Origin of the sequence: Mycoplasma leachii PG50, assembly GCF_000183365.1 — a bacterium.
Lineage (GTDB): Bacteria > Bacillota_I > Bacilli_A > Mycoplasmatales > Mycoplasmataceae > Mycoplasma > Mycoplasma leachii.
Genome location: NC_014751.1, coordinates 315,101 through 339,948, shown reverse-complemented (window position 1 = coordinate 339,948; position 24,848 = coordinate 315,101). Strand labels below are relative to the sequence as shown.

Sequence of the window (24,848 nt, the reverse complement as noted above, 5' to 3'; positions counted from 1 at the left end):
TGAGGTTTGTTTATAAGTTTAGTTATTTTTTAATTTTTTTAACAATAATAAATGTAGTTGTAATTGATGCTAATAAACCAATTACTCCTAAGACAAAAAGTGCTTCTTTTGTGCGTAATTCACTTTTTAAACTTGAAAATAAACTATTATGGGTTTTAATTTCATTTTTTTTCTTTTTGATCTTTACTTAATTCTAAGTTAGTTGGGTTTTTAATAGTTCATGAACTAAATTAGGTTCAACAAAACTAGTTTGACTAAAATTTGGGTTTTTTAATTTACTAGTATCTTTATTAACAACATCTTGAATAAAACTTCGATCAAACAATTTTCTAGTTTCATTAAATGGGTTAAAATTAAATTTAATATCTGGGTTAACTCCATATTCTAAACTTTGATGATTTTTATTAGTTAAAACATAATTACTACTTAACTGAACAATATCACCAGTTGGTAAAATTGCTTGACTAATAGCTGAAGCTCCACCTGCAGTTTTAAATCCAATTACTTTAGCCAGATTATTATCTTTTACTAATTGAGGAAAAATGTTTCCTGCTGAAAATGAAAATGGGGAAGTTAAAACATAATAATTAAAATCATACTTTTTAAATCCTGATTTAATAGTTTCAACTTTTTGTTCTTTAGTTAATGGATTATATGAATAAGATTTAAATGGTTTATCAGTTAAAAATCCCATAATTTCATAAGCAGTTCCTAAAAGACCACCACTATTAAAACTAACATCTAAAACAATATTTTTTACATTATTTTTCTTAGCTTCAATTAAACTTTGTTCAATTTTTTTAGCTGAATCTATTTCAAAGTTTTTAAATGAAATAATACTTGTTTTTTTATCTGGAGTATAAACATTTTTGTAGTTTAGATCTTTGTTATAATAAACACTTAATCTTCTTGCAATATCTTTATACTTATCAGATCTAGGTGTAGAAGTATTTAAAACAGCTCTATTAATAACATCTAAATTTTTATTATAATATCCAGTTAATAAATAAGATGAATGTAAATCATCTAATTGTTCAATTAAATATCTACTTGTTAAATAGTGAGTTGTATTGTCTGCTTTAATGTATTTTTCATACTTTTTAAACAAATCTTTATATGAAGCATTTTTATCTAATTTAATTCCATAATAATGATCAAATAAAAATCCTAAATATTTATGTTGAAAGTCTTTTAAACCAGGTGATATAGTATTTACATTATTAAAATATGATTTTTTTAATTGTTTTAAAAAATCAACTCTTCTTAATGTCTTACTATATGCAAATAGATTTATTCTTTCTCCATTAAAATACAATTGAACATTAGATTGATTTAAAAATAATTGATTAATTAAAACTAATGGTAAATATAAATCTTTTTTATCATTTAAAACATCAATTCCATATTTTTTTAAATCAAATACAATATGTTTATTTTTATTTAAAATTTTAGTATCTAAAAAATCAATATTTAAATCTTCTTCTCCACGTCTATAAAAAGCAAAAATATCAGTGAAAAAATTATTATCAGATACTGTAATTGTATTATTTTTGCTATCAATTTCTAATTGATAATCTGTATTGTTTTGAGAATTATTTGAATATTTAGTAACTGAGTTTAAAGTTACTTTATCTTTATTAAATTTATAAGTAATTTCTTTTTCTTTAAAAAAAGTACTATTATGTGTTGGCCTTACTCTTATTTTAGAAAAACTAATTAGTCCATCTAAAGCTTTTAAGAATTCTTTAACCCCAATATAAGCAACACCATTATGATTGTGTAAATTAATTTTTGTATTTAGATATTTATTATCTATTAAATTTACATAATCATAAGCTTTTAATTCAAAGCCTGAATTAGAACTACTTAAAAACCTTTTGGTTATTAAAAGATTATTTTCAGTAGTTAAATTGTTAATGACTGCTATTGGTGCAAATATACTAAAAGCACCTAAACTTATAGCGCTTAGTTTTGTAACTAATTTCATAATCTTCTTCTCCCTTTTTTGCCTACTAATATATTAGTATAATTAGTAACTTAATTAACAAAAATACTATTTTTTTAAATAATTTTTTGTAAATAAAATTTAAACTAAAAAAACACTTGTACAAAAAGATTTTATTCTTCTACAAATTCTCCATTTTTATAAACAAATGTTTTAATATTATTTTTTATAGTTTCTTCTAGTAGTTCATTTCAAAAAATATTTTCTTCTAATTTAATTGCAATATTTAATTTTGGTTTAATAATTGGATCTTTTGGTACAAACATACTACATACATCATCAAAAGGTAAAATAGAAGTTTGATAAGTATCTATAAATTTAGCAATTTTAATAATTTCTTCTTTATCATAAGTAATTACAGGCCTTAAAATAGGTAAATCACTTACATTATTAATTACATTAATACTTTGAATTGTTTGACTAGCAACTTGTCCTAGACTTTCACCAGTAATAATTGCTTTATTATTATTATTTTTAGCAATGATATTTGCAATTCTTAAAAACATTCTTCTCATAATTGTAATTTTATAACTAGGTTCAATTAAGTGCTGTAATTCTTGTAATAACAAATTAAAATTACAAATATGTAACTTAAAATTAGATATATTATATTTTGCTAATTGTCTTGCTAAACTAAAAACTTTATCTAAAGCTTGATGTGAAGTATGAGGCGGAGTCATAAAATGAATAAAATCTACTTGCATACCTCTTTTTAAAGTTAAAAAAGCACTAACTGGTGAATCAATTCCTCCACTTAATAAACACAATCCTTTATCACTAATTCCAACTGGTAAACCTTTTAATCCATCAATCCTATTATCAAAAACATCAACATGATCTTTTTTAACAACTATTTCAATTACTAATTCTGGGTTATGTACATCAACTATTAAATGATTAGTATTTTTTAAAATTTCACTTGCTAAAATGTGTTTTAATTCTATACTTGTATAACTAAATGATTTATCTTTTCTACTTACTTCTAGTTTAAAAGTTTTAACTTTTGAATTTTTAGCAATTTCTAAAACTGCTTTTTTAATTTGATCTAAATCTTTATTAACATAATTAATAATTGAAATTGAATAAATACCAAATATGGTTTTTAGTTGTTTTAAAACATCAATTTCTAGTTCATCTTTAATTTCTAAAGTTAAAGAATTATGATCTTTTATAAACTTAATATCTTCTTTGTTAAATTGTTTTAATTTGAATTTAATATTTGAAATTAACTTATCTATAAATTGGAACCGATTATTTCCTTTTAAAGTTAATTCACCATATCTAATTAATATATATTTCATAACTGTACCTATAATTGATTTTTTCTAATTAAATGAATACCTAAATTAATTGCTTTTTTATAATCTTTTTCATTATATTTATTAATAATTTCTAAAAAAACATTACTATTTGATGAATCAGTTAAATGTTTAGAAATATAAATAATAATTTCTTGAGCCATTTTATTAATAACTACAACTTGTTGAATACTTAAATGTAATTGCTCAACTTGGTCTAATTGATTATCTAATTGAGTATTTAAAATTAATAAAGAATCATAATCATTTACAAAATTGTTAATTTCTAATTCTAAATTTTTATTAATAAAATTAATAATTAAAAACTTATTATTAATAATTTCTTTATAATGAGTTCAATCGATTAAATCTTCATACTTTTTCATTATTGCTTCACTAGTTAATAGTAAAGTTTTTATGCTATCATATTTTGTTTCTAAATCTCTTAAGACTACAATTTTAGTTTTTAAAAGTGTTTTAATATCAATAAGTTTAGTGTAATACTTTTCTAATTCTGATAAAACAATACTAATATAATTAACTGAATCAGTTAATAAACTATCTAATTGAATAAGATTAGATCTTAATTTTTCATATTTGTTATTAATTTGAGTTCTAATTAAATTAAAATTATTTTTAATTTTTTCAAATTCAATTTTTATATCACTAATATCGTTATTTAAATTACTATTAAAGTTAATTAAGTCTTCAGTTTTGATAATTTCAGTATTAAAAGCTAATAATATAGTTCTAATATTTTTAACATTAGTTTCAAACAAAACTAAAACTTGTTCACCATATTCTAAAATAACATCTAAGTTTTGAATGTTTTTAATTAGTGATTCAACAATTAAAAAAGCTTGTTGAGTTTTAGCATTAAATAAAAGTTTTTCAATATCTTGTTTTTTTCTAAAAACTGATTTTCTAATAAATAAATTTGAGAACTAATTAATTGGTTATTTTCTTGTTTAGTATCTAGTTGTAATTTATTTTTAATTTCTTGTAGTTTCGAATCTAAAACACCGTTAAATTCAAAAAACTTAGTAATTTTATAGTGATCATCTAAAAATTTAATATATTCAACAACATTATTACTTAAAAAATTTAATTTACTATATGCTTCTTTAAAATTTCCTATTTTAATATAATACTCACAAACTATCATTTTTTTAAAAAAAGTTTCTTGATAGTTACTAATTATCTTTTTATCAATATTTAGTTCGTTATTTTCTTGTTCTTTTAATACAATATCAGATAAATCATTTATATGATTTTGTAAAACAATATGATAGTCTCTTAATAAAAATTCAGCTTTAGTTACTTTTTGAGTCTCTAAATAAATTTGATTAACTTTTTGATAAATATTTTTGCTAGTTTTATAAAGTTGACGAGTTCTATAAAAGTTTTTTATACTTAAAACTCTAAATAAAATTTTTTTAGAATAAGAATTTAAAGCAAAATGTTCTTTAGTTTGATTAATTAAAATATCTAATTGTTCATTATAAATTTCATTATATTTAAATTTTCAAATTTCTAAGGCTTTTTTTAAATTTTTATTATTAGAATTATTTACAATAAAATTCATTCTAACTAAACGACTAGCTAGAGGATGTTTTAACATTTTTTCAATATTTAAAAAAGTAAAATGTAGATTTTTTAAAGTATTTCTATAAATGTATAATTTAAAAATGGTAAAAAGACTACAAAAAAAAGCTAGTATAAAAATAATTAAAAATATAAGATTAGTAAATTTAATTTCACTTAATTTTGAAATTATGATCATTGGTTCAAAAAACATACTAGCTCCCTTTTAAACAAAATATATTATACCAAAATACAATAATGATTATCTTATTGCAATTCTATTGATACAGTTAAAAAATAAGATATAATAAATAAGTTATTTACTATATTCTGCAGATAATTATAAATTAGGTGCTGTCTATTTTTATAAAAGTAAGTTTTAGCAGTAAAACTGAATTAATAGACTGACTAGTTTAGGAATTATTTAAGATATTTTAATAACCATATTTAAATTAAGGAGAATCTTTATGTCAAGATTTATAGGATCAACATTTAAAAAGTCTCGTAGATTTGGTTTTTCAATTCTTGAAACTGGAAAAGAATTTAGCAAAGGTAAAAAAAGAATAACAACACCAGGTCAACATGGTAAAGAAAGAGCTAAAGTTAAAGTTTCTGAATACGGTCAACAATTGCAAGAAAAACAAAAAGTTAAATTTATGTATGGACTAAGCGAAAGACAATTTAGAAATACTTTTGCAAAAGCTAAAAAAATGCAAGGAATTTTAGGAACTAATTTTTTAGTTTTATTAGAATCAAGATTAGATAATATTGTTTATAGATTAGGGTTTAGTGCTACTAGACAAGGTGCTAGACAATTAGTAAACCATGGTCATATTTTAGTAAATGGTAAAAAAGTAGATATTCCTTCATATTTATTAAGCGTTGGTGATTTAGTTGAGGTTAAATCATCAATGAAAAAAAATGAAAAAGTTTTAGAAGCATTACAAAATAATGAAGCAACTTTAGAATTTGTTAAAGTTAATAAAAATGAAGTTAAGGGTGAATTTGTAAGACTTCCAGAAAGAAATGAATTAAATAGTGAAATTAGTGAATCACTAATCGTTGAATGATACAACCGTTTAATTAAAAAATAATAATTAGATAATAATAAAAAAATCAAGCTTTTTTGTAGCTTGATTTTTTTAATTTCTAAAAATTAGATTTTATTTAATTTCAAATTAATTAATTCTTGCTTTATTTCTTTTATACTTTTATTCATAGAACTATTTATAGCTGCTAAGATTGTTCCTTCAACTAAAGCAGCATCAATTATTTCTACTTTTTGTTGAATTTCTGGTTCTAATAATTCAATTGCCATTTGAGCATTCATTAAAGCTGAACCTAAATCAAATAAAATAATAGCTCCATCATTTTGATCAAAAGCTTGATAAATTGCTTTTAAAACTAAATCAATATCAGTACCAATATTATTTTCTTTAGTTCCACCTGCTGGAATAATTTTGACATTATTTGCCATTTGTTTAGCAAGTTCAACAACACCTTGAGCTATTTTGCTACTATGTGAAATCACTACTATTCCTACCATATATTCCTTAAATATTCTCACTAATACATTTCAATATTAAATAACTAGAATAAGCACCAGGATCTTTATGCCCAATGCTTCTTTGTCCTAAATAACTAGCTCTACCTTTTTTAGCAATAATTTCTTTAGTAGCTTCAACTCTTTTATAAGCTAATTCAACTACTTTAACTAAAATATCTTTTGCTAAATATTTTTGATTTATTAAATCTTTTATTAAATCACTAACAGGTTGTAAAACATCTAACATTGTTTTATCACCAACATTAGCTTTTCCACGAATTTTAATACCATCAACTGCTTGTTGTAAACAAATAGAAAAATCATTCATATCAATTTCTCTTTTATTATTAATAGAAATTGCTGCTTTTAAAAATGCAGTTCCATATAATGGGCCAGAAGCGCCACCAACATTTGAAACAAGTACCATTCCTACTTTTTTAAAAATACTTCCTATATCATCATATGAATTATTTTCCAATTCTTCAACAACTTTTAAAAAACCTCTAGACATATTATGACCATGATCACCATCACCAATAGCTGCGTCTAATTGTGAAAGTTCTTCTTTATTTTCATTAATAACTTTAGCTATTTTTATTAACACTTCTTTAACACTATCTAAATTTAAACTCATTTAATACCTCTTTTATTTACAAATAAAATGTCAATTAAAGTTCTTATTTAAATTATACTATTAAAAAAACTATTCATAGTTCACCCCTATAAATAGTTTTTTGTTTAATTATCTATGATTTTTAAAATTTTTACATTATTATAAAGTTTAAATTCAATTTAAATATATATATAAAATTTTATTTTCAAATAAAAACAGTGCTAAATAAGCGCTATTATTCCAATTATTAAAAATGCAACACTAAGAACAAAACATGTTAAATAACAACATATTAATGAAAAAGATATTCAAAATCTTTTATCATCATTTTTATCAGTATTAATAGAAAAACTTATTGCTCTATTGTGTTGATTTTTTTGTTTTATTTTTTTTATAACAAACATTGAAACGATTAATAGAATCGCTAAACAAATAGATATTAATATAAGACCAATTGCTCAATTTTTAGAGATTTTATCTTGTAAAAGAATAGCAAAAAAATAATTATTTATCATCTATTTTAAAATAGCAACAACATCACCTTGTTTAACTTCACCGATTTTTACAATTTCTAAAGTTTTTCCACCATTATTTGTAAAAATGATTGGGGATTTAATTGATGGAACTTTTTTAGCAACTGATTTTAAATCAACAGTTACTAATTTATCTCCGGCATTAACCTCTTGATCTTGAGTCACAAATGATTCAAATCCATTACCATCTAAGCTTACTGTATCTAAACCAATATGTAATAAAATTTCAACACCGCTTTTTGTTTGAATTCCAAAAGCATGCTTTGTTGGAAAAGCAGTCACTAATTTGCCACTAACTGGAGCATGAAAATCATTTGATTTTGGATTTATTGCAAATCCATCTCCTAACATTCTTTCTTTAAAAACTTCATCTTCAACTTCATCTAGTGTAATTATTGTTCCATCACAAGGAGCTAAAACTTTCAAATTCTTATTAAAAAATCACATGTTGCACCTCTTTTTTTCTTATCATTTTAATTTTAACATTTAACAAGATAGTGTTGGTTAATAAGATAATTAACTAACAAATTAATCTAAATTATTTAAAAAATCTTCAACAAGTTTATTTACTTGTTCATTAGTTTCACATTCTAAAACTTTATTAGCTAATATTTTAGCTTTGCCAAATTCAATTTTACTCATAAGTGATCTAGCTTTTAAAACTGAAGTTGCACTCATTGAAAAAGCATCTAAATCTAATCCTAATAAAATTGGTAAAGCTTTAGAGTCTCCTGCCATTTCTCCACACATACCAACTCATTTATTATGCTTATGAGCTCCATTAATTGTTAATTGAATTAATCTTAATAAAGAAGGGTTTAATGGTTGATATAAATATGAAACATTTTGATTCATTCTGTCACTAGCAAATGAATATTGAATTAAATCATTAGTTCCTATCGAAAAGAAATCAGCATACTTTGCAAATTGATCAGCTAGTATAGCAGCTGATGGAATTTCAACCATCATTCCAATTTGAACTTGCTTATCATATTTTATGTTTTCTTTATCAAGTTCTAATTTACATTCTTCAACAAATGCTTTAGCTTGCTTAAATTCATCAATTGTAGCAATCATTGGAAACATAATACCTAATTTTCCAAAAGCTGAGGCTCTTAATAATGCTCTAATTTGATCTTTAAAAATATCTTTTCTATCTAGAGTAAACCTAATTGCTCTATATCCTAAAAAAGGATTCATTTCTTCATCAAATTTAAAATATGATAACTTTTTATCTCCACCAATATCTAAAGTACGAAAAACCACCAAATGTTTTATTTGACTAACAACTTTTTTATAAGCTTCAAATTGTTCTTCTTCAGTTGGGAAGTGATCATTATCCATATATAAAAATTCAGTTCTAAATAACCCAATACCTTCAGCTCCCGAATCTAGAACTGATTGAATATCATTTGTTGAACCAATATTTGCTTCAATTAGCTTTTTGATTTTATCTTTTGTTAAACTTGGTTCATCTTTAAATTTTTTTAATTGATCTTTTAATTCTATATATTGTTGTACTTTAGTTTGATAGTTTAAAACATCTTCTTTATTAAGATCTAATTCAACAATTCCACTACTTCCATCTAAAGCTATCAAATCATCAGTTTTAACTAATTCAGTTATATTTTGTAACCCTAAAATTGCAGGAATTTCTAAACTTCTTGCCATAATAGCAGCATGACTAGTTCTTCCACCAACATTAGTTAAAAATCCTTTAACAAATTTTTTATCTAATTGAGCAGTTTGACTTGGAGTTAAATCATCACTAACAATAATTACTTCTTTATCAATAGTTGATAAGTCATGAATTTCTAATCCTAAAATGTGAGAAATAATTCTTAAACTAACATCTTTAATATCTGCACTTCTTTCCTTAAAGTATGGATCTTCTAATTGACTGAACATTTCAAAATAGTTATTAGATACTGTAAAAAGTGCATACTCAGCATTAATTTTTTCTTTTTTAATCAATTCAATAACTTCTTCTTTAATAGCAGGATCATTTGCAATATCTTGATGAGCATCAAAAATAGCAGCTTTTTCTTCTCCTAATTTTTTTAAAGTAATTTGTTGAATTTTTTTTAAATCAGATATAGATTTTTCAATTGCTTGTTCTAATTTAATAATTTCTTGATCAACATCTGAAATTAATTGCTTTTGTATATCAAGTTTAGTTTCTTTTATAACAAGAGCTCTTGCTAAAGAAATTCCTTCACTTGCAGCAATTCCTTTAATTTGTTTTGACATTTTTATATCCTTACTATAAAATAAAAAACTATTATTAATTTTAATCTACTAAGATAAAAAAACAACTTTATAATCAATTTGATTTACAATATCTACTTTTTATAAAATTCAATTTCTCTTAAAATCGTTGAAGATAAACTTCTTTTATCATAATCACTAATAAAATAAACTACTTCAATATTTGGATCTAAACTTTTAAATCCATCATAATATTTAATTTCATATTCAAAATCAGTTTGACTTCTTAAACCTCTAATTATAAAACAAGCATTTAATTCTTTTGCAATAGTAGTAGTTAGTTTATTTTCATTAATAATAATTTCAACATTATCAAAATCTTTTATAAGATTTTTAATATTTTCAACTCTACTTTGTAAATCTGGGTCAAGTGATTTATTTACGTTTTTACTAACAACAACATATACTTTATCAAATAATAAAATAGCTTTTTTTAAAATATTTAAATGTCCTTTGTGAAAAGGGTTAAAGCTTCCTGGATAAATTGCTGTTTTCATATTTTCTTTCTAATTAAAAATATCATCAAATAATTTAGTAGATTTTAAACCATCACTAAAACCATTTGGATATAATTTTTGAAGATTTTCTCTAAATGATGATTTTTGATATTTATACTTAGTTTTATCAGTTCCATCAATTAAGTTATAAGCATAAATAATATTATTTCCAACTTTTATATTATCTGATTGTAAAAATGGAGCTATTGTTGCACTTTGTAATAAATCTCCAAATTGAACATTTGATTTAACATTATTATATATACCTATCATTTGTCCAAATTCATTATAAGCTAGTGAACCTGAAGCTCCATAATATAGTGAAGAAAAATTAATATTATATTGATACCCATAAAAGGTTGCAAAAACTCTGTGTCAATAATTATCATGAATATTAAAATTCAATCCTGTTCCAGCTTTTTCTTCAACTTCATTTGCAAAAGCAAAAGATTTATCATTTGTTGGTCTTCTTCAATTACTAGTTAAAGTAGATGAATTTCTTTCTATGGGATTATTTTGCATTCAAACACTTCTGCTATATTGGCTTGTTGGATAACCTGCAATATAAATATCTTTAGCATTATACAAATTTTTATTTGTTTGATCTTTTTTAAATAGCGCAGAAACATAATCTGTAGTTTGTAAATATTTAGAAATTCTTTTATCTTGATTTGGTAAAAGAGGTGTTTTATTTAATCTATCCAAATAATTATCCAAACCACTAATAGCATTAGAAATTCATGATTTTAAATTATAATCAACTAAATCTAGGTCAACATCAAATTCAAATACTGCAAAATCTACCATAATAGGAATATCTTTATTATTTAAAAAATTATTTCAAGATATCTTATTATTATCATTAATCTCATTATTATTTTTTTTATAGTTATAATAATTAATTGCTTCTTTTTGTAAAATTTCTTGATGATTTTTAACAGCACGATCTTTCATAAAATCAACTGCACCAAATACAATTTTGGGTTCTGAAATACCTTTAGAAAATTTATTTACACTTCAGAAATCATTTTTAAGATAATTTTCAAAATCTTGATTATTTAAATAATAATTAGCTATATTAGTTTCTGATTTTCAGTTATTATTTTTTCTACTAAAATCAGTAACATTATCAGCTTTTCCTAAACCAAGACCTATCACCTTATTACCTGATGGATCATAGTAATTAAATTCTTTATTTTGTTGATCAGTTAATGAATTGCTAAAATCTGCTAAAACATGTAAGTTTGTAGCAATAAACATTTTATATTTATTAGTATTACTATATTTATGATAATCTAATAATCAACCAGTTCCAGTTCCATTACTTAATAAACTACCATCTTTTAATTTAACTAAAAACTTAATTGAAAAAGTTCTATCATAAAGTTCTTTATAAATTTCTTCTGCTGAAACTGTTTTAAAATTTTTAACATAATCTGGGTAGTTGTGCTGATTAGGTATATATTTTGATTCTAAAATCTCAAGTTTTGAATCATCAATTTCTTCTATATTATCTTTATTTTTTTCTATTTTATCTTTATGAATATTTTTAATTTCTTCTTTTTGATTTAATTTATTAACTAATTCATCAACAATATTTACTAACTCAATTAAGTTTAATGAGGCTAAATGAACTTTTATTTTAGTTAAAATATCTAGCTTATCATTTTTATTTAACTGATCAATTGTTTTAGTTTTTAATTCATTTTTTATTCTAGTTAAAAACTTTATAGTTAATTCTAAATTTATATTACTAATTTTATTAAAATCACTTTTCTCAATAGCTTTTATGATTTTTGATTCTAGTTTTTTGTTATTTAAATCAAAGTTGTTTAAGATAAAAATAAGTTGTTTAAATTGACTAATTAATTGATCTTTATTATTATTTTCTTTAGCTTGTTTAACACAACTTATAGTTGTTATTGATAAAAATGGAATTAAACCTAAAAAACTTAAATATTTTAATGATCTTTTCATTTGTACTCTCTTTTATTAACGTTAAAAACTTAGCTATTTAAGCTAAGTTTTTTAATTATTATATCTTTTATTTAATTAAGTTTAAAGTATCTAAACAAATCATTTTTTCTTCATTTGTTCTAATAGCATAAACTGGAATTTTTGATTTTTCACTAGAAATTAATTTATAATCTGAGTATTTAGCTTGGTTTTTATCTTGATCAATTTGTAAATCTAAAAGTTTAACTTTTTTACAAATTAAATCTCTAATAACATCTGCATTTTCACCAATTCCTGCTGTAAACACTATTGCATCAATGCTATCTAAATAATTTGCATACTTAACTATAAAATCAGCAACAACTTGAACATATTTTTCAACAGCAATAATAGCTTTTTTATCATTTCTATCATATTGTTCTAAAACATCTCTCATGTCAGCTGAAACTTGACTTAAACCTAAAAGTCCTGATTGTTTATTTAAAGTTTGAGTAATTGAAAAGATGTCAGTATTTGTTTGTTTTGCAATATACTCACATATTGATACATCAATATCTCCACTTCTAGTTCCCATCATTAAACCAGCTAATGGAGTTAATCCCATTGAAGTATCATAAGATTTACCATCTTTAATACATGAAACACTTGCACCATTTCCTAAATGACAAACAATTAAGTTTAAATCTTCTTTTTTCTTATTTAGAATTTCAGAAGATTTATTAACTATATATTCATAACTAATTCCATGAAATCCGTATTTTCTTACACCAAATTCTTCATATCATTTATAAGGAACTGTGTATAAATAATTTACTTCAGGCATAGTTTGATGAAATGCTGTATCAAAACAAGCTACCATATTAGTATTTGGCATTAATTTTTTAACAGCTTTTATAGCAATAATTGCAGCTGGATTATGAAGTGGAGCTAATTTAACACTATCTTGAATTTTTGATAATATTTCATCAGTAATAATTGATGAATGTGAAATTTCACCACCATGAACTACTCTAAATCCAACTCCATTAATTTCATCAATATTTGATATAATTTTTAACTCAAGTAATTTATTTAAAATTAATTGAATAGCGTGTTCATGATCTGGAAGAGAATTTTCAAATTTATATTTTTGATTATTGTGTTCAAATTTTAAAAATCCATCAATCCCAATACGTTCTGCTAGACCATCTAATATTGGTTCAATTGTTTTTGAAGTATCAAATAATTTAAATTTAATTGAACTACTTCCAGAATTAATTACTAAAATCATTTAATTTTCTCCTTTAATAAGATAAGTGTAGTGTAACAATAGCTGTATTTAATACATCTACAAATGTTGCCCCTCTACTTAGGTCATTAACTGGTTGATTTAATCCTAAAACAAAAGGCCCGATTGCTTCAAAACCACCCATTCTTTGAGCAATTTTATAACCAATATTCCCGGCATTTATATCTGGAAAAACAAAGATATCTGGAGCTTGTTTAGTTAATAAACAGTTTTTGAATTTTTTATCTCTAGTTTTTTTATCAAAAGCAGCATCAAATTGAATTTCACCTTCACAAACATAATCATTTTGACTAGATTTTAAAATTTCAACTGCTTTGTGAACTCTATCAACATCTTCACCTTTACCACTACCATTTGTTGAATAGCTTAATAAAGCAGCTTCAACATTTTTTACATTTAAAGTCTTTGCAAAATCAACTGCCATTTGTGTGATTTCAACTAATTGTTCGCTTGTTGGTCTAATGTTTAAAGCACAATCAGTAAAAATGTAATTTTCATCACCTTTTGACATAATAAAGATACTACTTGCAATATTATATCCAGGTTTTGTACCAATAATTTGTAAAGCTGGTCTGATTGTATCAGCTGTTGTATTGTTTAATCCAGATAACATACAATCAGCTTGATTTACTTTAACTAGCATAGCTCCAACATAATTTGGTAATTGCATTACTTGATGTGCAACTTCAATAGTTGCTTTACCTTTTCTAAGTTTTACAAATTCTTCACTAAATTCTTTTGTGTCAAATTCATCTAAACAAATAGTTTTAATTGATGAATTATTTTTAATTTCACTTGGAACTTCTTTTGAAGATTTAAATAATAGAATTGGTAATCCTAATTTTTCATCAACTAAAGTTTTAGCCACAGATTGAATAATTTCAGATTCACCTTCTGGAAAAACAATAGATTTTTTTTCTGATTTTAAAACTAGTTGATTTTTAATTTCTTCTAATGTATACATATTATTCTTTCTATAAATTAATTAAAAATGAATAGCTTTTCCTGTTTCTAGAGCTTCTGCTGCTTCTCCAATTGCTTCACTCATTGTTGGGTGAGGGTGAATTGTATTAGCAATTTCAGTAATTGTTCCTTCACACTCAATAACAGCAGCAATTTCAGAAATCATTTCAGTTGCTCTATTTCCAATAATATGTGCACCTAAAATAGTTTTGTATTTAGGTTCTATAATAATTTTTACAAATCCTGAAGTATCATCATCAGCTAAAGCTTTACCAATAGCTGAGAATGGGAATTTAAAGGTTTTGTATTCAATATTTTCTTGTTTTAATTGTTGTTCAGTTTTTCCTATCATTGAAACTTCTGGATGTGTATAAATACATGATGGAATTCTGTAATAATCCATAACAATATCTTCAGCATGATCTTTATTAGCTTTTTTAGCAATTCTATTAGCAGCAACAATAGCTCCTTTAACTGCAGTATGAGCTAACATTACTTTTCCAACAACATCACCAATTGCATAAACACCATCTAAATTAGTTTCTTGATATTCATTAACAACAATAGCTTTTCTTGGAGTTAGTTCTAAACCGATGTTTTCAAATCCAGTTATTGAAGTTTTACGTCCAACTGATTCTAAAACGTATTCTCCTTTAATCATTTGATCTTTACCATCAATTTCATAAACTACAGATCCATTTTTAAATTCTTTAACTGAAGCATTTGTAATAACTTCAATGTTGTATCTGTTTTTCAACTCTTTAGTCATAGCATCAATAATATCTTTATCTAGCATTTCTAAAACAGTTGGTAATCCTTGTAAAACAGTAACTTTTGTACCAAGACTAGCAAATAAATAACTAAACTCAATACCAATAACCCCTCCACCAATTACAACTAAAGTTTCAGGAATTTTTGGAACTGATAAAATTCCAGTTGAATCAATAATGATTCCATCTTTTCTTCCTTGATCAAATCCTGGAAGTGGCAAATGATTTGGTGTTGATCCAGAAGCAATAATTAAGTTATTAACACGATAATTTTTATTATTTACTGAAATTGTATTTTTATCTAAAGCAACAGCTTCACCTTTAATTTGAGTTACTTTATTTTTATCTAGTAGATATTTAACTCCACCTGTTAATTTCTTAACAACACCATTTTTTCTTTGAAGTGCTTGAGCTCAATCAATGACTACTTTTTCAGTATTTTGTAAAACAATTCCTAATTCTTTTGCTTTATGCATTATATCGTGATAAACATGAGAAGTTTTTAATAAAGTTTTTGTAGGAATACATCCAACATTTAAACAAACTCCACCATAATATTCTTTTTCAATAATTAAAGTTTTTAGACCTAATTGAGCAGATTTAATAGCAGTAACATAACCACCAATTCCTGCACCAACTACACAAACATCAAATGTATCTTCAATTTGAACATCCACTTTTGGAGCTTCAGTTTTTGGTTTTGGTGCTCTGCTTGGTAAAACATCATTTGAAACTGGAGTAGCACCAACTACACTAGCATTTTCTTCAACTACTTCAACTTTAGGTTCGCTTGTAGAAGCTGATGTTCCATCATCAATTTCAATAACTACATCACCAACTTTAATTTCTTGACCAGTAGAAATATTTATTATTGCAATTTTTCCAGCAACTGGAGAAGGAATTTCACTATTTACTTTATCGGTTTCAACAAAATATAAAGGTTGTCCTTCTTTAACAACATCGCCAACTTTAACTAAAACTTCAGCGACTGTTCCTTCTGTTAAACCTTCACCTATGTCAGCAAATTTTACTTTAAACATATTTTATCCCTTCACTAATTACATAAACAATAGTACTGGTTTTGATAGATAATCTTGTACTTTAATTAAAAATCTTCCAGCATCTGCACCATCAATGATTCTATGATCACAAGTCATTGATAATGGCATTATAAATCTTTTTTGTAATTCACCATTGATATATAAAGGAGTTTGAGACATTGTACCAACTCCTAAAATAGCTGATTCTGGTGAGTTAATAATAGGAGTAGCATAATCTAGTCCTACTGAACCAAAGTTTGAAACAGTAAATGTTGCTTCAGTCATTTCAGCTCTTGCTAATTTACCATCTTTAGCTTTGTTTGCTAATTCATTAATTTTGATTGCAATTTCAAATACACTTAAGTGATCAGCACCTTTAATAACTGGAACCATTAATCCATTTGGTGTATCTACTGCAATTCCAATATTAATGTTGTGCATAAATTGAATTTTGTTGTTTGCAAAATCACCTCTTACATTAATATTTGGCATATCACGTAATGATTTAGCAACAGCTTTAATAATAAATGCTAAGTAAGTTAATTTAATTCCACTAGCTGCAGCATGATCTTTTAATTCAGTTCTCATCTTGTGAGTTTCAGTAATATCAGTGTTTTTCATACCAGTAAATGCAGCAATTTCAGTATGTGATTTTGTCATTGCTTTTACTGTAGCTTTTCTAACACCATTCATTGGAACTTCATCTCAAGATAAAGGTGCACTTGGTTCAACAACTTTAATTGTTGGAGTTACAACTGGAGCTGGAGCTGGTTGACTAACAGTTGGAATTGGAGCTGGAGCTGGTTGACTAACTGGTTGAGCTGATGAAGAATGATAGTTTTTAATATCAACAACTAAAATTCTTTGGTTTGGTCCTGTTGGAGTTACTAAAGATAAATCAACATTTAGATCAGCAGCAACTTTTCTTGCTAGAGGTGTAGCTTTAATAGTGCTTGATTTTGTAACTGTAGATGCTTGTTTTCTAACAATTAAATCATTTGAAACTGGAGTAGCACCAACTACACTAGCATTTTCTTCAACTACTTCAACTTTAGCTTCTGATTTAGCTTCAGCTTTTGGTTCACTAGCTACAGATGCACCTGTTCCTTCATCAATTTCCATAACTACATCACCAACTTTGATTTCTTGTCCAGCTTTAATGTTAATTACTGCAATTTTTCCAGCCACTGGAGCAGGTATTTCACTGTTTACTTTATCAGTTTCAACAAAGTATAATGATTGTCCTTCTTTAACAACATCACCAACTTTAACTAAAACTTCAGCGACTGTTCCTTCTGTTAGACCTTCACCTATGTCAGCAAATTTAACTTTGAACATATCTTTTTCCTTTCTAAATATTTATTATTTAAAATTTAAAGTCTAACAATTCTTGCATTTTGACTAGAACTTTTTTAGGGTTAACTTGGAAGTAACCTTCTCCTCTATCAAATGGAGTAATAACATCATAACCTGTACATCTTGATAAAGGTGCTTTTATGTATTCAAAACATTCTTCATTAACAGTTGTAATGATTTCAGCTGAGACTGAGAATGATTTAACAGCTTCATGAACAACTAATAATCTTCCTGTTTTTTTAACTGATTCAACTACCATTTTTTTATCTCATGGTTTAATAGAACGTAAATCAATTAAATCAATAGTTGCGTTTGGATGAGTTTCTTTTAATAACGCAATAGCTTTTTGACAATCAACAGTTTGAGCACCATAAGTAACAACAGTTAAATCATTACCTTCTTGAATTTTATAAGCTTCTCCAATTGGTACTATGTAGTGTTCATCTGGAACTTCTTGTTTAAATGCTCTATATAGTTTTGTTGGTTCAACAACAATAACTGGATCTGGTGAATCAATTGCAGCTAAAATTAATCCTTTTGTATCGTATGGAGTTGATGGGCAAACAATTTGAACTCCTGGGATATGAGCATATACTGCTTCTAAAGCTTCACTATGATGTTCTAAAGCACGAATTCCTCCACCCATTGGTGTTCTAATAACCATTGGAGCAGTGTATTTACCACGTGTACGGTTTCTCATTCTTGAAATATTAGTAAGAATATTTTGTAAAGAAGCTAATCCTAATCCTTCAAATTGCATTTCTACAACTGGTTTCATACCATTCATAGCCATTCCTAAACCAACACCAGCAAACATTGCTTCACTAATAGGAGCATTAAAGCAGCGGTCATTTCCAAATTTTACAGCTAATCCTTGAGTAGCTCTGAAAACTCCACCTTCAGTTCCAACATCTTCACCAAATACAATAACATTTGGGTCGCGTTGCATAGCGCAATCTAAAGCATCAGTTACAGCTTTAATATTATTAATAATAGCCATTAGTGGTGTCCTCCTTCTTTAGATTCTGGGTATTTTTCAAAGAATTCTTTAGCTTCTTTGTATTGTTCTTCTAAAAAGATATCCATTTTATCGTATTGATATTTAAAGATGTCAATTAGATCATAATTTTTGTTTTGTTCAACTCAAGCAAATTCATCAGCAATAAATTTGTCTTGTTCAGCTTCTAATTGTGCTTGTTGTTCATCAGATCATAGTTTTTTGTCAATTAAATATTGTTTTAATCTGATTAATGGATCAAATTTAGCCATTTCTTCAAATTCACCTTTTGGACGGTAAACATCTGGGTTATCTGAAGATGAGTGAGCACCTAATCTATAAGTATCACATTCAACTAAAACAGGACCATTTCCTTTTCTTGCATATTCAACAACTTCTTTAAACACACCAATACATGCTAAATAATCGTTTCCATCAACAATAATTGAAGGAATACCAGTAGCAATCCCTTTAACAGCAAAGTTAATTGATTTAGTTTGTTCGCTTCTAGCTGTTGAAATAGCTCATTTATTATTTTCAATAACAAATATACATGGAACTTCGTGAAGTTTTGCAAAGTTCATTGCTTCATAAGTTTCACCTTCACTAGATCCACCATCTCCAGTAGTAGTTACAACAACTCCTCCTGTTTTTCTATATTTATCAGCAAAAGCAATACCTGTAGCTTGAGAATATTGTGAACCAATAACAATGTTTGGAGGTAAACAATTTACTCCTTCAGGAGCTTTACCACCTGCTTCATTACCAATTCAATATAGCATAATATTTCTTACTAATTGACCCATTGCCAATCAACCAGCATTATTTCTATATCCACTTACAAAGTGATCTGTTTTCTTATTTAATGCGTTAATATATGCAACCTCACAAGCTTCTTGTCCTGTTGAAGATAAAAATGATAATAATCTTCCTTGACGTTGCATAGTATTTTGATAAATATCTTGTCTACGAGATAAGTTCATTATTTTGTATGCTTCAAGAACTTCTTGATCAGAAATTTTTGGCATTAACTTAGGATTAATTACTTTTCCATCTTTATCTAAAACACAAACTTTCTCATTTTTTAGAGGATCAAATTTTCCTAAATAAGTCATTTTGATTGTCCTTTCTATTATTTGTTTTGTTTTTTTGTTTTAATTAATCTTTAAATAATAAGTTGGTGATATCATCACTTGTAAAATTCTTAGCAAAAATAGCTTCTAAGTCAAATTGGTTTAAGACATTTTCTACATCTTTTTTATTAAATTTAACTCCAATTAATTTTGCTTCTAATTTTTCAGTTCCTTGAGTTCCTAAAAAATCACCATAAATTTTAATGTTAGTAATAACTCCATTATCGACATCTAAGTTTAGGGTAATAAAACCTTTAGATTCAAGGTATTGTTTTTTAACTAGAGAAAATACAGTATTTTTCCCAAACGTTCAGTCTCATTGATCAAACTTAGTTTCTTTTCTTGACTGAATGTATTGTTTTTCTTGATCAGTTAATTCAATTCATTTAATTTCCTCATTTTGTACATATGAACTAACTACATCATTAATAAAAGTATTTAAATCAACATCGATATTAATATCTTTGAAAAACTCTTTTATATTTCTAACTCTGGCAGGTTTTGATCTGATTTGTTGATGTTTCAATTTTTCAGGATCAACAACTAAATATTTAGGCATTTTAGATAAATCAACATCAAATAGTAATGTACCATGAACTAGTGTTTTTTCATTAGTTTTTAATTGAGCATTTCCTGATACTTTATAACCATCAATTACCATATCATTACGCCCAGAAAACATTGCATTAATATTTTTTTGATTTAAATAAGTAATAATTGGTTGTAAGGCTTTTTGATAATCAACATCATCAGTTGAATTATCAACAATTAATGAATAACAAACATTACCCAAATCTTGATAAACAGTTCCCCCACCTGTATTTCTTTTAACAATCTTAACATTATCTTTTTGAGCAGCCTCTAAGTTAATTTCAGCAAAAGCATTTTGATTTCTTCCAACAACTATAGTATTAGCATTTTGTCAGAAAAATACAATAGGTTCTTTAGCTTTATAACGATAAGTTAAATATTCTTCGATTGCTAAATTCATAGCAGGATCGTGATACTTAGAAATCAATAAGTTGATCATGACTATTTTTCCTTTTTAAAGTAGTTTAGTCCTAAAACTTCTAGTCCTGCTAGTGAAATAAAGTTAAATGGTTTGTTAAAGTGTGGTAAGAAGAAAATATCAACTAGTGGTAATTCATCAATTGTTAAGTCTTTTTGAATACCTAAAGCTAGCATATACATAACTTCTGTATGGTTCTTTTCACTAGCTACTTGAGCTCCAATAATTTTTCTTGTCTTTTTATCTCATACAACTTTAAATAGAACTTCATTTGCTGTTGACATAAATTCAGGTCTGTCTAGATCTTTAAAGTTGATAAAGTCAATGTCATATCCCATTCTTTTTGCAGCTTCAACACTGATTCCAACACTTGCCATGTGTAATCCAAATACTGAAATACCATTAGCTCCTGTGAATCCTGGAGATTTTAATCCATTTCCTTTAATTACGTTAAATGCAGCAATAACCCCAGTTCTAACAGCTGTTGTTGCTAATTGAATTGGAACGTTTTTATTCATTGATTTGTTATAAACTTGAGCACAGTCTCCAATTGCATAAATATCTGGATTTGTAGTTTGCATAAAGTCATTTGTTACAATAGCTTTTCTATCATCTAAATCACAAATACCTTCTAAAATAGCTGATTGTGGTCTTACACCTACTGAAAAGATTACATAATCAACATCAATGTTTCCTTTATCAGTTACAACTTGAGTTACTTTTCCATTTTCACCTTTAAATTCAATAACTTTTGCACCTAAAGATAATTTAACTCCAGCTTTAGTCATTTTTTCTTGCATTAGATCAGTGAATTCTTGATCATAATAAACTGGCATAATTCTATTAGCAACATCAATTAAAGTAACATCTTTTCCATACTCATTAAATGCTTCAACTAATTCAACACCAATGTATCCTGCACCAACTACAGCAATTTTTTTATAACTTTTATCTAAGTTGTGTTCTAGAATTTTTTTAGCATGGTGGTAGTTTTTACAAATTTGTACACCTTCTAAATCGATTCCTGGGATTGGTGGAATTAATGGTCAAGTTCCTGTAGCTACAATTAATTTGTCATAGTTATCTGTTTTTACTTCACCTGTTTTTAAATCTTTAACAGTAACAGTTTTTGCTTTGTCATCAACTGATAGTACTTCGTGATTCATAAACACATTAACTCCTTCAGATCTTAAAATTTCAGGAGTTGCGTAAAATAACATATTTGGGTCTTTAACTTCACCTTTTACTCATAAAGCAATACCACATCCTAAAAATGAAATGGCATCATTTTTATCATAAGTAGTTACTTCACAAGTAGGATCTAATCTTTTTAAAGTTCTAACAGCTGTAGTTCCAGCATGGTTAGTACCTAGTACTATAACTTTCATTATTAAAAGCCCTTTCTTTTAAAGTTTTTAGTCTTGGTTTTTTATCTCATTTTAAGAACTATTCAATACAAAATAGTCTATTGAATATTCTAATCTTATTTTAACTTATATAAAGTAAAATAACATACATAGCAAAAAATATTACTACATAAAATGTTTATTTTCTATATAAAAGTAATAAAAATTTCAAACTAGTAAAATTTCTAATATATTAAAATATATCCAACTAATATATTAAACCACTAAAAAACAAAAATTTAAACCAAAAACCTACTTATTTAGGCTAAAATGTACAATTTTTTTTATGTTTTTATGCTAATTTTTTGACTAATTTCTAAATTTTTAACTCTAATAAACTTGTTAAATATGATATCTAATTTAATCCTAATTCTGAGTTTTTTATGATTATTATTCTAAGAAGATTTTTTATTTTAGATTTATAAAAATTTAAAAGTTAGAAAATAGATTGATAATAATATAAATTTAAACAAATTTTACTAGGAGTTATTTTATAAGTTTTAATAATTCATTCAACATATATTTGTTCTAGTTTTTTAAGAATTTTTAAATACAATTACAGATTTGTTTTTAATTTAACTAATATTTATTACAAATAAAAAACTTGCAAAATTATTTGCAAGTTCTAATATTATTTATTTATTTTTTATCTTTAATTTGTTGTTTTAACATATCAACAAATTCTTGAATTGATATAGTAATTTGTTTTTCACTTCCATATTGTCTATAAGTAATAGTGTTATTTTCAACTTCTTTATTACCTAAAACTAGTTGGTATGGAACTTTTTTAGTTTGAGCATCTCTTATTTTATAACTTAATCTTTCATCTCTTAAATCAATATGTGATCTAATAAATTCTTTTTTTAGTTTTTGGTGAATTAAATTAGCATATTCTAAATTAGACTCACTAATTGGAATAATTTCAACTTGTTTTGGAGCTAATCATAAAGGTAAAACACCTTTAGTTTGTTCTAATAAAGTTGCTATAAATCTTTCATAAGTTCCAATTAGCCCACGATGAATCATAATTGGACGAACTAATTTTTGATCCTTATCAATATAAATTAAATCAAATTTATTTGGCATTAAAAAGTCAAGTTGAATAGTTGAAACTGTAATTTCATGATTTTGAGCTGTTTTAATTTGAATATCTAATTTAGGACCATAAAAAGCAGCATCTCCAATGCGTTTTTCATATTTTAAACCTAAATCAATTAATACTTTTTCTAAACTAGATTCAGCTTTATCTCACATTAAATCATCTTTATAAAACTTAACTTTATCATTTGGATCTCTTAAACTTAAACTTAAATAATCAATTTGAATATTAAATGTTTTTAAAACTTCACTAATTAATTTGTAAGTTGATCTAAATTCATCTTCAATTTGATCGCTTCTTACAAAAATGTGTGAATCAGTTAGTTTCATTCCTCTAACTCTTTCTAATCCAGTTAATGAACCACTTGATTCAAAGCGATGCTGAATAGCATGCTCACAAATTCTTAAAGGTAAATCACGATAACTTCTTTGTTCTTGTTTATAAACTGCAATGTGATGCGGACAATTCATAGGTCTTAAAATAAATTGCTCATCACTACCTTTTCCACCATTAAAAGGTTGAAACATATCTTCACCATAATGATCTCAATGGCCGCTAGTTTTATATAGTTCAACAGTTCCAATTGGTGGAGTTTCTACTGGAATATAATCATATTCTCATTCTTTTTGTCTTAAATATTTTTCAATTTCATTTTTAACAATAAACCCATTTGGTAATCATAAAGGTAATCCTGCTCCAACAAGTTGGTCAAATCCAAAAATATTTAATGTTTTGTTAATTAAACGGTGATCTCTACTTCTTCTATCTTCTAAAATAACTTTTTTATTTTTTAATTCACTATTTGAAGTTGCACATAATCCATGTGCTCTTTGTAGCATAATGTTATTTTTGTCATTTAATCAATAAGATCCAGTTAATTGTTCAATATCAATAACTTTAATAAAGTTAGGATTTAAAATTAAAGCATTATTTATAACCATATAAAAATCATTAATACTATAAACTTTTACATAATGATATTTTTCATACATTTGTTTTGCTAAATATTTTTGATAATCATTATTTAAAATTTCTAATGCTTTGTTTAAATCATAAATATGAGATTTAATTTCTAAATTAGAAGTTAATAGTTGATTAATATTAGTTTGAATATTTTTTAAATCATCTAGTACTAATCTTGGGTTTGTATCAAATGTTGTTGAAAATTCCATTTCATCAGCATTATAAAAGTTTTCTGCTTGACTAATTGGTTTTAAGTTATTAATTGCATAACTTGTAATAAAAGCTGCAGTTAAATTTAACATTAAGTCATATTCTTTACTTTTATTTGTAATTAATTCTAAGCTACAATCATTTTTAATTAAATAATTAATATCAAACAATTGATCATTAATTTTAGCTCCAATTACATTTTTTAAACCTATTTCTAGACTAATATCTTTAACTGAAATTTCTTGATTATATTCTTTAATTGATCCATCTAATAATTTAATTTTCATATATCTCCTTATAAAAAAATCGCTCCC

19 protein-coding genes and 1 pseudogene are annotated in these 24,848 nt (G+C 25.2%); 1 reads left to right on the top strand and 19 read right to left on the bottom strand.

Annotated elements, in window-relative coordinates; translation table 4 throughout:
- Positions 1-22: 22 nt before the first annotated feature.
- The 4 genes and pseudogenes from MSB_RS01410 to MSB_RS05150 all read right to left on the bottom strand — a co-directional run bounded on the left by MSB_RS01410 (position 23) and on the right by MSB_RS05150 (position 5,101).
- Positions 23-1,987: pseudogene (locus tag MSB_RS01410) on the bottom strand (S41 family peptidase).
- A gap of 131 nt (positions 1,988-2,118) precedes the next feature.
- Positions 2,119-3,306: a tRNA uracil 4-sulfurtransferase ThiI gene (gene thiI, locus MSB_RS01405; protein WP_013447599.1), complete on the bottom strand. Its 1,188-nt coding sequence runs from the start codon at positions 3,304-3,306 to the stop codon at positions 2,119-2,121.
- 8 nt (positions 3,307-3,314) lie between these two features.
- Complete coding sequence (locus MSB_RS05155; protein WP_013447598.1) at positions 3,315-4,082, bottom strand: hypothetical protein; 768 nt, start codon at positions 4,080-4,082, stop codon at positions 3,315-3,317.
- Between the two features lie 71 nt (positions 4,083-4,153).
- On the bottom strand, positions 4,154-5,101 hold the full coding sequence (locus MSB_RS05150; protein ID WP_013447597.1) for a hypothetical protein: 948 nt from the start codon (positions 5,099-5,101) through the stop codon (positions 4,154-4,156).
- Positions 5,102-5,354: 253 nt separating this feature from the next.
- Between MSB_RS05150 and rpsD the strand changes: the two genes are divergently transcribed.
- Positions 5,355-5,981 (top strand): 30S ribosomal protein S4, encoded by a 627-nt coding sequence (gene rpsD, locus MSB_RS01390; RefSeq protein ID WP_013447596.1) that lies wholly within the window; start codon positions 5,355-5,357, stop codon positions 5,979-5,981.
- Positions 5,982-6,043: 62 nt separating this feature from the next.
- Here rpsD and dhaM read toward each other — a convergent pair whose 3' ends face one another.
- The 15 genes from dhaM to thrS form a co-directional block, all read right to left on the bottom strand.
- On the bottom strand, positions 6,044-6,433 hold the full coding sequence (gene dhaM / locus MSB_RS01385) for a dihydroxyacetone kinase phosphoryl donor subunit DhaM (RefSeq protein WP_013447595.1): 390 nt from the start codon (positions 6,431-6,433) through the stop codon (positions 6,044-6,046).
- Between the two features lie 7 nt (positions 6,434-6,440).
- Entirely contained in the window at positions 6,441-7,067 is a 627-nt protein-coding gene (dhaL, locus tag MSB_RS01380; protein ID WP_013447594.1) for a dihydroxyacetone kinase subunit DhaL, read from the bottom strand.
- A 494-nt stretch (positions 7,068-7,561) separates the two neighbouring features.
- Complete coding sequence (locus MSB_RS01370) at positions 7,562-8,026, bottom strand: PTS sugar transporter subunit IIA (protein WP_013447592.1); 465 nt, start codon at positions 8,024-8,026, stop codon at positions 7,562-7,564.
- An 81-nt stretch (positions 8,027-8,107) separates the two neighbouring features.
- Positions 8,108-9,829: a phosphoenolpyruvate--protein phosphotransferase gene (gene ptsP, locus MSB_RS01365; protein WP_013447591.1), complete on the bottom strand. Its 1,722-nt coding sequence runs from the start codon at positions 9,827-9,829 to the stop codon at positions 8,108-8,110.
- A gap of 92 nt (positions 9,830-9,921) precedes the next feature.
- Positions 9,922-10,344 carry a pantetheine-phosphate adenylyltransferase gene (gene coaD, locus MSB_RS01360; protein WP_013447590.1) on the bottom strand — a complete coding sequence of 141 codons (423 nt, stop codon included), beginning with the start codon at positions 10,342-10,344 and terminating at the stop codon, positions 9,922-9,924.
- Between the two features lie 9 nt (positions 10,345-10,353).
- On the bottom strand, positions 10,354-12,321 hold the full coding sequence (locus MSB_RS01355; RefSeq protein ID WP_013447589.1) for an MIP family Ig-specific serine endopeptidase: 1,968 nt from the start codon (positions 12,319-12,321) through the stop codon (positions 10,354-10,356).
- Between the two features lie 67 nt (positions 12,322-12,388).
- Entirely contained in the window at positions 12,389-13,570 is a 1,182-nt protein-coding gene (locus tag MSB_RS01350) for an acetate kinase (protein WP_013447588.1), read from the bottom strand.
- A 13-nt stretch (positions 13,571-13,583) separates the two neighbouring features.
- Positions 13,584-14,552 (bottom strand): phosphate acetyltransferase, encoded by a 969-nt coding sequence (gene pta, locus MSB_RS01345; RefSeq protein WP_013447587.1) that lies wholly within the window; start codon positions 14,550-14,552, stop codon positions 13,584-13,586.
- A 21-nt stretch (positions 14,553-14,573) separates the two neighbouring features.
- A complete protein-coding gene (lpdA, locus tag MSB_RS01340) occupies positions 14,574-16,361 on the bottom strand; it encodes a dihydrolipoyl dehydrogenase (protein ID WP_013447586.1) in 1,788 nt (595 codons plus the stop codon).
- Between the two features lie 18 nt (positions 16,362-16,379).
- Positions 16,380-17,699: a dihydrolipoamide acetyltransferase family protein gene (locus tag MSB_RS01335; RefSeq protein WP_013447585.1), complete on the bottom strand. Its 1,320-nt coding sequence runs from the start codon at positions 17,697-17,699 to the stop codon at positions 16,380-16,382.
- Positions 17,700-17,727: 28 nt separating this feature from the next.
- Positions 17,728-18,717 (bottom strand): alpha-ketoacid dehydrogenase subunit beta, encoded by a 990-nt coding sequence (locus MSB_RS01330; protein WP_013447584.1) that lies wholly within the window; start codon positions 18,715-18,717, stop codon positions 17,728-17,730.
- Complete coding sequence (pdhA, locus tag MSB_RS01325; protein ID WP_011166462.1) at positions 18,717-19,829, bottom strand: pyruvate dehydrogenase (acetyl-transferring) E1 component subunit alpha; 1,113 nt, start codon at positions 19,827-19,829, stop codon at positions 18,717-18,719. The genes MSB_RS01330 and pdhA overlap by 1 nt, the downstream gene beginning before the upstream one ends.
- A 43-nt stretch (positions 19,830-19,872) precedes the next feature.
- Positions 19,873-20,877: a lipoate--protein ligase gene (locus tag MSB_RS01320; RefSeq protein ID WP_013447583.1), complete on the bottom strand. Its 1,005-nt coding sequence runs from the start codon at positions 20,875-20,877 to the stop codon at positions 19,873-19,875.
- A 2-nt stretch (positions 20,878-20,879) separates the two neighbouring features.
- Positions 20,880-22,244 (bottom strand): FAD-dependent oxidoreductase, encoded by a 1,365-nt coding sequence (locus MSB_RS01315; RefSeq protein ID WP_013447582.1) that lies wholly within the window; start codon positions 22,242-22,244, stop codon positions 20,880-20,882.
- A gap of 657 nt (positions 22,245-22,901) precedes the next feature.
- Entirely contained in the window at positions 22,902-24,821 is a 1,920-nt protein-coding gene (thrS, locus tag MSB_RS01310) for a threonine--tRNA ligase (protein ID WP_013447581.1), read from the bottom strand.
- Positions 24,822-24,848: the final 27 nt, after the last annotated feature.